The organism is Krasilnikoviella flava (genome assembly GCF_900167525.1).
Lineage (GTDB): Bacteria > Actinomycetota > Actinomycetes > Actinomycetales > Cellulomonadaceae > Isoptericola > Isoptericola flavus.
Genome location: NZ_FUZQ01000001.1, coordinates 652748 through 663593, shown reverse-complemented (window position 1 = coordinate 663593; position 10846 = coordinate 652748). Strand labels below are relative to the sequence as shown.

General features: G+C 73.9%; 9 protein-coding genes. 3 read left to right on the top strand and 6 right to left on the bottom strand.

Features of this window, described 5'->3' with window-relative positions:
• Positions 1 to 3 precede the first annotated feature (3 nt).
• Complete coding sequence (locus B5Y66_RS02795; protein ID WP_079570628.1) at positions 4 to 1023, bottom strand: ABC transporter ATP-binding protein; 1020 nt, start codon at positions 1021 to 1023, stop codon at positions 4 to 6.
• Positions 1010 to 1939 (bottom strand): ABC transporter permease, encoded by a 930-nt coding sequence (locus tag B5Y66_RS02790; RefSeq protein WP_079570625.1) that lies wholly within the window; start codon positions 1937 to 1939, stop codon positions 1010 to 1012. Before B5Y66_RS02790 ends, B5Y66_RS02795 begins: the two co-directional genes overlap by 14 nt.
• An 80-nt stretch (positions 1940 to 2019) precedes the next feature.
• On the opposite strand from B5Y66_RS02790, the gene B5Y66_RS02785 reads away from it, so the two are divergent.
• Entirely contained in the window at positions 2020 to 3333 is a 1314-nt protein-coding gene (locus B5Y66_RS02785; protein ID WP_079570623.1) for a UDP-glucose dehydrogenase family protein, read from the top strand.
• Positions 3334 to 3366: 33 nt separating this feature from the next.
• Here the strand turns inward: B5Y66_RS02785 and B5Y66_RS02780 are convergent, their stop codons facing one another.
• From B5Y66_RS02780 to B5Y66_RS02770, 3 genes are read right to left on the bottom strand one after another with little or no spacing between them, the layout of a single operon-like run.
• Positions 3367 to 4479, bottom strand: a complete 1113-nt coding sequence (locus B5Y66_RS02780) for an endonuclease/exonuclease/phosphatase family protein (RefSeq protein ID WP_139820683.1) — start codon at positions 4477 to 4479, stop codon at positions 3367 to 3369.
• Positions 4480 to 4487: 8 nt separating this feature from the next.
• Positions 4488 to 6140 carry a glycosyltransferase family 4 protein gene (locus B5Y66_RS02775; RefSeq protein ID WP_079570617.1) on the bottom strand — a complete coding sequence of 551 codons (1653 nt, stop codon included), beginning with the start codon at positions 6138 to 6140 and terminating at the stop codon, positions 4488 to 4490.
• On the bottom strand, positions 6137 to 7501 hold the full coding sequence (locus B5Y66_RS02770) for a glycosyltransferase family 4 protein (RefSeq protein WP_079570614.1): 1365 nt from the start codon (positions 7499 to 7501) through the stop codon (positions 6137 to 6139). The genes B5Y66_RS02775 and B5Y66_RS02770 overlap by 4 nt, the downstream gene beginning before the upstream one ends.
• A 129-nt stretch (positions 7502 to 7630) precedes the next feature.
• Here B5Y66_RS02770 and B5Y66_RS02765 point away from each other — a divergent pair, with 129 nt between their 5' ends.
• Positions 7631 to 8683, top strand: a complete 1053-nt coding sequence (locus B5Y66_RS02765) for an LCP family protein (protein WP_245806883.1) — start codon at positions 7631 to 7633, stop codon at positions 8681 to 8683.
• Positions 8684 to 8832: 149 nt separating this feature from the next.
• Here the strand turns inward: B5Y66_RS02765 and B5Y66_RS02760 are convergent, their stop codons facing one another.
• A complete protein-coding gene (locus B5Y66_RS02760) occupies positions 8833 to 9300 on the bottom strand; it encodes a hypothetical protein (RefSeq protein WP_139820682.1) in 468 nt (155 codons plus the stop codon).
• A gap of 158 nt (positions 9301 to 9458) precedes the next feature.
• On the opposite strand from B5Y66_RS02760, the gene B5Y66_RS02755 reads away from it, so the two are divergent.
• Positions 9459 to 10805, top strand: a complete 1347-nt coding sequence (locus B5Y66_RS02755; protein WP_079570608.1) for an MFS transporter — start codon at positions 9459 to 9461, stop codon at positions 10803 to 10805.
• Positions 10806 to 10846 lie beyond the last annotated feature (41 nt).

Sequence of the window (10846 nt, the reverse complement as noted above, 5' to 3'; positions counted from 1 at the left end):
CGGCTACCGCCCTCCTTTGCTGCGCCGCGACGAGGCGCTCCGGGGCCTCACGTGACGGGAAGTGTATCGGCGCGCCGACCGGGGCTCTTCCACCCGGACCTGCGTCTGCTCGCGCTCGGTGAAGGCGGTCTCGATGATCTGCTTGGCCTCGTCCTGCCGGTCCTTGGCGACCGCCCAGGCCCACTTGCGGTATCGCAGGGCGACGTCCTCGGCGGGACCGTCGAGGACGAGGCGGCCGTGGTTGAGCCAGATGGCCCGCGTGCAGGACTCCTCGATGGTCTGCGCCGCGTGCGAGACGAGGAACACCGTGCCGGCGCTCTTGCGCAGACCCTGCATGCGGGCCTCGCTGCGCTCCTTGAACGCCGCGTCGCCGGTCGCGAGGGCCTCGTCGATGAGCAGGATGTGCGGGTTGGACGCCGTCGCGATGGCGAAGCGGAGGCGGGCGCCCATTCCGGACGAGTACGTCTTCATCGGCAGGTAGATCGACTTGCCGAGGCCGGCGAGCTCCTTGACCTCGGGGACGGCGGCCTCCGCCTGCGCCGGGGTGAGCCCCATGGCGAGGCAGCCGAGGCGGATGTTCTCCTCGCCGGACAGGTCGGGAACCAGGGCGGCGTTGACGCCGATGAGCACCGGCGTGCTCTCGGCGAGCACCCGGCCCTTGGCGGGGTTCTCCAGCCCGGCGATGATCCGCAGCAGGGTGCTCTTGCCGGAGCCGTTCTGCCCCACGAGTCCGATCTGCTCGCCGGACTTCGCCACGAAGGAGATGCCCGACAGGGCACGCACCAGCACCTTGGGGTCGTTGCCCAGCACGGTGCGCGCGGCCTTGACGAGCGGGTTCGTCCGACGACGGCGCTCGGCGGCGTCGGTCGAGGGCACGCGGTACCGGACGCTCACGTCCTGCACGGCCACCGTCGCCTGGGCGAACGGGTCGGCGAAGGACCCGGTGGCTGCGCCGGTGGCGGGCTGGTCGGCGGTCGTCGGGCGGGTGAACTGCTCGGCGACGGCGAGCTCAGGCACGGCCATAGGACTCCTCCGCCCGCCAGAACACGAGGAAGCCGACCACGACGGTACCCACGGCCCAGGCGCCCAGCCCGACCCACGTCGACACGGCGGGCACGACGCCGTAGAGCAGGGTGTCGCGGGCCGCGTCGAGCACCAGGTACATGGGGTTGATCTCCATGATCCCGACGATCCACGGGTAGTTCTCGAACCGTTCGATCGAGAAGAACACCGCCGACCCGTACAGCCAGAACCGCATGAGCACGCTGATGAGCTGGTTGAGGTCGGGCAGGGCGGCGGCGGCGCGGGCCAGCAGCAGCGACAGGCCGGTGACGAACACGACCTGGAGCGCCAGCACGGCCGGGAACAGGGCGGCCGCCGTGGTCCAGTGCTCCTGGTCGGGCAGCACCAGCAGCAGCACGAACATCGCCCCGAGCGTCGGTGCGAGGTTGAGCATGCCGCGCAGCACGACCGAGATCGGGAGCGAGGCCCGCGGGAAGCTGAAGGCCCGGATGAGGTTGCGTCCGCCGGCGATGGACTTGGCCCCACCGGTCACGCACTGCGTCGTGAACTGGAAGAGGAAGACGCCGACGATGAGGTAGCCGAGGAAGTTCTCGATCCCGCCTTTCGCCCCCAGCACCTGCCCGAAGATCAGGTAGTACGCCAAGCCGTTGAGCATGGGGTTGATGACCAGCCACGCCTGCCCGAGCAGCGTCTCGCGCGTGCCGCTGGTGACCTTGGCCCGCGCCTCGGCCCACAGGAAGTGCCGCCGCCTCCACAGCTGTGCGAGGTAGGTGCGGATCGGGGGCCGGGCGCCCACCTGGGAGAGCCGGCCGGTGGAGACGACCTCGAGGGTGGAGGCCTGCTTGCCGAAGAGCTCGGCGTACAGGTCGGCCGGGCGCGTCTCCACGCCCTGTCGAACACCGGCCTCGTACGTCATCGCCCCGCATCCTAGAGTGAGCCGCGGCGTGCTCCTAGGCGCCGTCGTCCCTGCGGACGCCTCGACGAAGGGCATGGAACGTGCAGATCTCGGTCATCGGTCTCGGGTACCTCGGTGCGGTGCACGCCGCGAGCCTGGCGAAGCTCGGGCACGACGTGGTGGGGGTCGACGTCGACCCCGCCCGGGTGGTTGCGCTCGCCGCGGGCAAGGCGCCGTTCTTCGAACCGTGCCTGGACGAACTGTTGTCGCAGGTCACGAGCTCGGGGCGGCTGACGGTGTCGACGGACATGGCGGCGGTGGCCGGGTCGCGGGTGCACTTCGTGTGCGTCGGGACGCCGCAGCGGCCGGACGGCCAGGCGGCCGACCTCTCCTACGTCGATGCCGCCGTCGACGAGCTCGTCGAGCACCTCGGGGCGGGCGAGATCGTGGTCGGAAAGTCCACCGTGCCGGTCGGCACCGCGCAGCGGCTGGCCGACGTCGTCGCGGCCGCCCGGCCGGACGCGACGCTCGCCTGGAACCCGGAGTTCCTGCGCGAGGGGTTCGCGGTGCAGGACACCCTCCACCCCGACCGGCTCGTCTACGGCGTGCCCGGCGACGCCGCGGGGCAGCGGGCGACGACCGTCCTCGACGAGGTGTTCGCCTCGCCGCTGGCGGAGGGCGTGCCGCGCATCGTCACGGACTACCCGACGGCCGAGCTGGTCAAGGTGGCGGCCAACTCGTTCCTCGCCACCAAGATCTCGTTCATCAACGCGATGGCGGAGCTGTGCGAGGTGGCCGGGGGCGACGTCGCCCACCTCGCCGACGCGATCGGCCACGACGCGCGCATCGGCCGCCGCTTCCTCGACGCCGGCCTCGGCTTCGGCGGCGGCTGCCTGCCCAAGGACATCCGCGCCTTCCGCGCACGGGCCGACGAGCTCGGGGCCGGCGACGCCGTCGCCTTCCTCGGCGAGGTGGACGCCATCAACACGCGCCGCCGCACCCGCATGGTGGACCTCGCGTCCGAGGTGCTGGGCGGGATGGTGGAGGGAGCCGAGGTGACGGTGCTTGGCGCCGCGTTCAAGCCCGACAGCGACGACGTGCGCGACTCGCCCGCCCTCGACGTCGCCGCCCGCCTCGCGGAGCTGGGCGCCGTCGTCACCGTGCACGACCCGCAGGCCATCGACAACGCGCGCGCCAAGCGTCCGGAGCTGCGCTACGAGCGCGACCTGGAGGCAGCGCTCGCCGGCGCGGACGCCGTCCTGCTGCTCACGGAGTGGAAGCAGTACCGCGACCTCGACCCCGAGCGGGTCGGCACCCTCGTCGCGCAGCGCACGCTCCTGGACGGCCGCAACGCCCTGAGCCGATCGGCGTGGACCGACGCGGGCTGGCAGTACCGCGCCCTCGGGCGTCGCTGAGCACGTCCTCCTCGCGACCCGCCGGCGCTGGCGTCAGAGCGCCAGTGTCACGCGGCCACGCACCACCCGGTGGTCGGAGCACGCGGGGGCGCGGGGCACCTCGGCGAGCGTGCAGTTGACCGACTCGGGTCCGTAGGTGCTGCTCCAGTACTCGCCGCGCACCCGGTCTGCGGGGACGAACACGAGGTCGATCCGCACCCCGGTGCCGCACGGCCCGTTGTCCCGGTAGGTGTCTGACGTGCCCTGCCCGTACCCGCGGCAGCCGGTGGCGTCGTCGTCGCCCAGCTCCACGTAGTGCCCGGTGTTCCCCGGGTTCGTCGCGACGCGCGAGCCGTCGGCGCGGGTCGCGGTCCGCCGCCCGGCTTCCGGCGTGTACCAGCCGTCGAGCTCACGGAAGTTGGCCCCGGTGTTGAAGTCGCCGGCGACGATCGGGGTCACGCCGGCCCGGACGTAGCGGTCGAGCGTCTCCCGGACGTCGTCGAGCTGTGCCTGCTTGCCGTATGCGGCGGACGAGGCCAGGAACGTGATGTGCGTGACGCAGAATCGCACCGACGGGTAGGGCCGTGGGGTGACGCACGTCAGGCTGCGCGCGTAGGGATCGGTCGCGGCGTCGGGGCTGCCCGCCGGCGCCGCGGGGAGCCGGAAGACCTCCGCGCCGGGGGCCAGCGGGTACCGGGAGAAGATCGCGTTCCCCACCGGTTCGCCGCCGCAGCGCGACCCCGACCCGTCGAGCTCGGTCCACCGGGAGAAGCTCCCGCCCGGGTCGTGCGGCCAACCCCGCTCCGCCAGGCCGCGCCGGACCGCCTGGTACTGCGAGAGGCACATCTCGTTCACGGAGGCGAGATCGTTCCCCTGCGCGGGCGACGAGATCGAGTTGACGACGGTGCGGACGCGTCCGGCGCCCATCGCGTCGCCCGCCTGCGGGCTGATCCCGTAGCCCGACCCGCCCGCGACGTTCCAGTGCCAGACGGTGAATGTCGCGGTCGGCCGGCTCGGCGAAGGGCTCGGCGCCGGGCGCGCGGTTCCCGGCGGCGTGGGCTGCGGGGGCGGTCCGCCGGTCGGCGTGCACGCCGCCAGCAGCACGGCGACGGCGACGAGCACCAACCCGAGCGCGGCCGCACGCACCGCCCGGGTTGCGGGCCTCATGGCGGCGCTCAGCGCTCCCGCCCCCCGACGCGCCGGTAGACGTCGGCGTACCGGGCCACGAGCCGTTCCCACGTCCGCTCGGCGGCCACGCGCCGCCCGGCGGCGACGAGCGGGGCGCGGTGGTCGTCGTCGTCGAGCACGCGCGCGACGGCGGCGGCCCAGGCCTCGACGTCGTCGGGGTCCACGAGCACGCCGGCGGGAGCGCCGCCGTCCAGCGGCGAGAGCACCTCGGCGAGCGCGGGCAGGTCGCTGGCGAGGACGGGGCGGCCCAGGGCCATCGCCTCGACGGGCTTGAGGGGCGTGACGAGCCGCGTGACGCGGTCGGGCCGGCGGGGCACGAGGACGGCGTCGAGCGCGGCGAGGTAGGTGCGCGCGACGTCGCGCGGCACGCGGCCGGGCAGGAGGGCGTGCTCGCCCAGCCCGAGCTCGGCGGCGAGCCGCAGGAGGCGGGGGCGGTCGACGCCGTCGCCCACGATCAGGGCCGACACGTCGACGCCGCGCGAGCGCAGCAGGGCGACCGCGCGCAGCACGGTGTCCAGGCCCTCGTACCCGACGATGCTGCTCACCGTCCCGACGACGAGCGGCGCGGTGCGCAGCCCGAGCGTCGCGCGCGCCTCGGCGGGGGAGGGCGCGGGGCCGAGCAGGGCGGCGTCCACGGCATTCGGCACCACGGTGATGCGCTCGCCGGGCACGCCGCGGCCGACGAGCTCGTCGCGCATGGTCCCGCTGAGGGTGACGACGTGGTCGGCGGTGAGCGCCAGGTCGGTCTCGCGGGCGCGCAGCAGCGCGAACCGCTCCGACGCGGCGGCGCGCTCGCGGCCCTCGGGCGTCGGGTGCGACGCGGCCCACGTCTCCTCGGGCAGCCCCCGCACCTCGTACACCCACGGCAGGCCGAGCCGCGCGGCGGCGGCGCGCGCGGCGTCGCCGGTGGTCCACGGCGTGGTGGCGTGCACGACGGCGGGGCGGGCGTCGTCGAGCGCGCGCACGAGCAGCTCGACGCCGTCCGCGGCCCGGCGCCCGTGGTCGGCGGGCAGCGCCCGCGGCACCAGGCGTCGATAGGGCACGCCATCGACGACGTCCGTGCCGCGGGCGCCGAGCGCGCCGATCATCAGCGGGTAGCCGGCGCGGGTGGTCGCGGTGACCGGGTGCCCGGCGGCGCGCTGCGCGGTGAGGACGGCGTGCGTGCGCAGGGTGTAGCCGCTCTGCGTGTGGGGCAACGAGTTGGTCAGGTGGTGGTGCACCGCGACGGGGTCCGAGGATCCGGGCGAGATCTGCCCCCGTCCGGTGCGCGGCATCTTGTCACCCGCTCGCCTCGGGAAACCATCCGCATCCTGAGACGACCGGGGCGCCTCGGCGGCCTCCAGCACCGCCACCTGACCCAGCAACGACGCCTTGACCCGACGCCCGGCACGCGTCGTCGGGCCCGCGGCGCGCAGGGCCGCCACGTCGCCGGCCTGCCATGCCGCGCGCAGCCGCCCCGCCTCCCCGGAGGTCCCGTCGCCCAGCGCACGCTCCACCCACGGCACGACGACGGCGCTCACCCGCGCCGGCGTGCGGCGCGCCGTCTGCAGCACCAGCCACGCGGGGTCCGTGCGCAGCGCGCCGCCGACGAACGACGCGGCGAAGCGGGCGTTGCGGGCCAGCTCGCGCAGCCGCGTCATCGGGTCCCCTCGCCGCTGGTGGTGGAGCCTGTCGAGATCCGGGACGAGGCCTCGACAGGCTCGACCAGCTCGCGCAGCAGGTCGAGGTACCGGGCGGCGAGGGTGTCGTCGTCGGCGTTCCGGGCCACCCACTGCGCGGCCTGCGGGTCGGCGGCGGGCACGACGCCGGACGCGGCCCAGCCCGACCACAGCTCGGTGAGCGCGGCCACGTCGCCGGGCGGCACGACCGACCCGGCGCCGGAGCGCTGCACCAGCGCGGCGGCCTCGCCCGCGACGCACGCGGTCGCGTACGCGCCGGAGGCCATCACCTCGTACAGCTTGGACGGCACGGTCCACTCCAGCGGCTTCCAGTCGCGCAGCGACACGATCACGGTGTCCGCCCAGGCGTAGTACCGGCGGATCTCGCCCGGGGGCACGGGGCCGACGAACGTCACGGGCGCGTCGAGCTCGGCCACGAGCTGCTCCAGGAACGGCACGCGCGCGCCCGCACCGACGATGCGGACGTCGAGGGGCAGGCCGCGCCGGGCCACGAACGCCGCCGCCCGCACCACGGACTGCAGGTCCTGGGCGCGTCCCACGGTGCCGGCGTACACGGCGCGCAGCGGGCGCGCCCGCCCCGGGTCGGCGTCGTCGGGCAGCGGGGAGGTGATGACCGTGTCGTCGGAGGTGAGCGGCTGGAACGACGTGCCGTTGCGCACGACGGCGACGCGGCGCACGCCGCGCTCGAGCAGCACCTGGGCGAACGTCTCGGTGGTGGTGACGACGGCGTCGGCCCGCGACTGGAGGCGGGTCACCGTGCGGTGCACGAGGGCGCGCGCGCCGGCCAGGAGCCGGGAGGCGACGGAGCGCCGCGCGTCGAGCACGCCGCTCGGCTCGATGAGGTCCGGCCAGGCGTCGCGCATCTCGATCACCAGCCGGGCACGCAGCAGCCGCGCCAGCAGCCACGCGGCGAACATGGACGGGATGCCGGGCACGGTGCCGACCACGACGTCGGGCCGCTCGGCCCCCTGCCGGAAGTACCGCAGGCCGAGCACGACGGCGCTCGCCGCCGCGACCGCCTGGTCGACGGTGCGCGACAGCAGGTCGGCCGCGTGCGGGCGGAACCTCGTGCGGACCACGCGCTCGCCGTGCCGGCCCCGGGACACCGCGCCCGGCCGGTAGGCGGCGCGAGCGTCCTGCAGCTGCCCGCTCGGGTAGTGCGGGGGAGGGGCGAGGACGGCCACGTCGACGCCCGCCTCCATGAGGCGCGGCGTCAGCGTGTCCCAGCGCCGCTGCGGGGCGCCGTGCTCGGGCGGGTAGTGGTGCGTGACGAGCAGGAGGCGGGGGCGCGGCGACGACGACGTCCCCGGGGTGCCGTGCATCGTCAAGCCTCTCGTCTCGCTCGCGGCGCCCCGCGTCCTGTCCGGCGGCGCACCGGGCGAATGCTACGGCGGGAAGCGTCGCGATCGGAACACACGATCTTCGCGGCCAGGGCCGTAGGATCCCGCCCTGTGAGCCGAGCCAACGCCCCGATGTCGTCGCCGCGCCGCCATGCCCGCACCGAGGCCCGCCGCAGCCATCGCGCGCTGGCAGTCGTCGGCGTGCTCGTGCTCCTGCTCGCCGCCGGGGGCTTCGGCGCCGCCTGGTGGTTCCAGCACCAGCTGGACTCCAACATCGAGCGGCTGGGCGACCCGTTCGCCGAGGTCGAGAACAGCCCCGCGCCGGAGGAGGAGACCGAGGCGGTCAACCTTCTCGTGCTGGGCTCGGACAGCCGCATCTCCGCCGGCGACCCTTCGCAGTGGGAAGCGGGCGCGCAGCGCACCGACGCGATCATGCTGGTGCACCTCCCGGCGAACCGGAAGAGCGCCCAGGTGGTCTCGATCCCGCGCGACTCCTGGGTGGACATCCCCGGGCACGGCCAGGCCAAGATCAACGCGGCGTTCTCGTACGGCGGCCCGTCGCTGATGATCCAGACCGTCCAGGACCTCACGGGCGTGAGGATCGACCACTTCGTCGTCACCGACTTCGAGTCGTTCACGGCGATGACGGACGCGCTCGACGGCGTGCGCATCCGCGTGCCGGAGGACATCGGCGACGGCAAGACGGTCTCGTTCCACAAGGGCGTGCACATGATGTCGGGCGAGGAGGCGCTGAAGTACACCCGCCAGCGCCACGGCCTCGTGAACGGCGACTTCGGCCGCGTGCAGCGCCAGCAGAACTGGATGCGCGCCATCCTGGCCAAGGTCAACAACAACCGGAACGACGTCGGCATGATGTCGGACTTCTTCACCACGGTGAGCAAGTCGGTCGCCGCCGACGACGGGTTCACCATCGACCGGATGCGCAACCTGTACATGAGCGCCCGCGGCCTCAGCACGAACGACGTCGACTTCATGACGGCGCCCTACTCCGGCACCGGTCGCAGCGACGACGGGCAGTCGATCGTCGTGCTCGACCGGGAGCGGTTCGACCCGCTGATGAAGGCGATCGCGAAGGACGAGGCGGGCAGCTACGTGGAGGAGCACACCGACGACCTCGAGGTGCTCCCCGCCACGGTCAAGTAGGAGTCGCGCAGCGCAGGGTGTCCCGGGGGCGACGGCTCGCACCTGCCGCGACCGTCGGGGACGACTCCGGCACCCCGATGCTCGGCGGCTTCACCTCCCGCGCCTGTCGAGACCCGGTCCGCGATCTCGACAGGCCCGACCGGCGATCGTCAGGCGGCGGTGTCCACGGCGACGCGGCCGTCGGTGAACGACATACCCTGCACGACGGTGCCGGGGTGGCGGGCGGCGAGCAGCCGCTGCACGTCGAGCGCGATGCGCGCGTCGGGGCGGATCTGGACGGAGCCGGCGGGCAGGCCCTTGGCGGCCAGGACGGACTCGATGCGGTGCTTCGCGAGCCCGAGCAGCTTGTGCGCGGGCAGGCCGCCCGCGCTCGCGTCGACGGCCAGCACCGCGACTCCGCCGTCGAAGCTCTCGACCCGCAGCCGCGACCGGACGGCGGGCACGAGACGGGTGGCGAGCTTGAGGGGGCCGGGCAGGTTCTTCACCGCGCGGGCGTCGGCCACGACCTCGAGCTCGTCGCCGGCGCCGCCGACGGACGTGACGAAGCGGGGCAGGGTCCGGCCTCCCAGGAGGCCGAGCTCGTTCAGGGTCTCCGCGAGGGACATCTCGGTGCGCACGGCGCTCACCGTACTGGACTCCGTCGACGGCGTGGGACGGGTCACTCCCCGGGCGGGGAATAGAACGATTCGATAGCCTGTTGCCCAGGTCGACGACACCCGAGGAACAGGAGACACGTGCCCCCCGCGAGCGATGCACCGACCGGGGGTCTCGACCGATGAGCGCCACCTTCTCTTCCCTGAAGTACACGAACTACCGCATCTGGTTCGCCGCGGCCCTCGTCGCCAACGTCGGCACGTGGATGCAGCGCATCGCGCAGGACTGGATCGTCCTCACCGACCTCAGCGACGACTCCGGCATCGCCGTCGGCCTCACCACCGCGCTCCAGTTCGTGCCGTTCCTGCTGCTGTCCCCGTGGGCGGGCGTGCTCGCCGACCGGCTGCCGCGCCGTCGCCTCCTCATGGCCACCCAGGGCGGCATGGGAGTCCTGGCGCTCGGGCTCGGCGCTCTCGTGCTGTCCGGGCGGGCGGAGCTGTGGCACGTCTACGTGTTCGCGCTGCTGCTCGGCGTGGTCTCCGCGCTGGACAACCCCGCCCGCCAGACGTTCGTCGCCGACATGGTGCCCCACGACAAGCTGGCCAACGCCGTCGGGCTGAACAGTGCGTCGTTCAACGCCGCCCGACTCATCGGCCCCGGCGTCGCCGGCCTCCTGATCGCGGCCGTCGGTGCCGGCTGGGTGTTCATGATCAACGGCGTCACGTTCGGCGCGACGATCGCCGCGCTGGCCCTGATGCGCGTGCGCGAGCTGCGCCCCCAGCCGGCCGCGCCGCGCGCGAAGGGGCAGATCCGCGAGGGGGTGCGCTACGTGCGCGAGCGCTCCGACATCGTCGTGATCATGGTGGTGATGTTCGTCGTCTCGACGTTCGGGCTGAACTTCCAGCTCACCTCCGCGCTCATGGCGCGCGTCGAGTTCGGGCGCGGGGCGAGCGAGTACGGGATCCTCGGCTCGGTGCTGGCCATCGGCTCCCTCGCGGGGGCCCTGCTGGCCGCCCGTCGCGACCGCCCCCGGGTGCGGCTCGTCATCGGCTCGGCGTTCGCCTTCGCGGTCACGACGGCGGTGCTCGGCCTGATGCCCACGTACTCGTCGTTCGTCGTCGCGTGCATCCCGGTGGGGCTGGCGTCGCTCACGATGATGACGGCGGCGAACAGCGCGCTGCAGGTATCCACCGACCCCGTCATGCGCGGCCGCGTGATGGCGCTCTACATCATGATCTTCCAGGGCGCGACGCCGATCGGGTCGCCGATCGTCGGCTGGATCGGGGAGGCCTGGGGGCCGCGCTGGTCGATCCTGGTCGGCTCGATCGCGACGTTCCTCGTCGCGTCGGCCGCCACCGTGTGGGCCGTGCGGCGCTGGCACCTGCGGGTGCGCTACAGGGTGCTGTCCCGCCCGCACCTGGAGGTCGTCTACCTCGACCGCGAGGTGCTGCAGGGCGTCACCACGCGCGACGGCGTCCGGCGCGAGCTGAGCCGGGCGGACGCGGAGCGGGTGCCGACGACGGCCTGACCGTCGCGGGCACCCCGTCCGGTGCCGAGGTCCAGCGCTGG

Bases quoted from the DNA above. Each gene is read 5' to 3' on its own strand.
- B5Y66_RS02795 (WP_079570628.1), bottom strand. From the start codon at position 1,023: ATGGCCGTGCCTGAGCTCGCCGTCGCCGAGCAGTTCACCCGCCCGACG.
- B5Y66_RS02790 (WP_079570625.1), bottom strand. From the start codon at position 1,939: ATGACGTACGAGGCCGGTGTTCGACAGGGCGTGGAGACGCGCCCGGCC.
- B5Y66_RS02780 (WP_139820683.1), bottom strand. From the start codon at position 4,479: ATGAGGCCCGCAACCCGGGCGGTGCGTGCGGCCGCGCTCGGGTTGGTG.
- B5Y66_RS02775 (WP_079570617.1), bottom strand. From the start codon at position 6,140: ATGACGCGGCTGCGCGAGCTGGCCCGCAACGCCCGCTTCGCCGCGTCG.
- B5Y66_RS02770 (WP_079570614.1), bottom strand. From the start codon at position 7,501: ATGCACGGCACCCCGGGGACGTCGTCGTCGCCGCGCCCCCGCCTCCTG.
- B5Y66_RS02755 (WP_079570608.1), top strand. From the start codon at position 9,459: ATGAGCGCCACCTTCTCTTCCCTGAAGTACACGAACTACCGCATCTGG.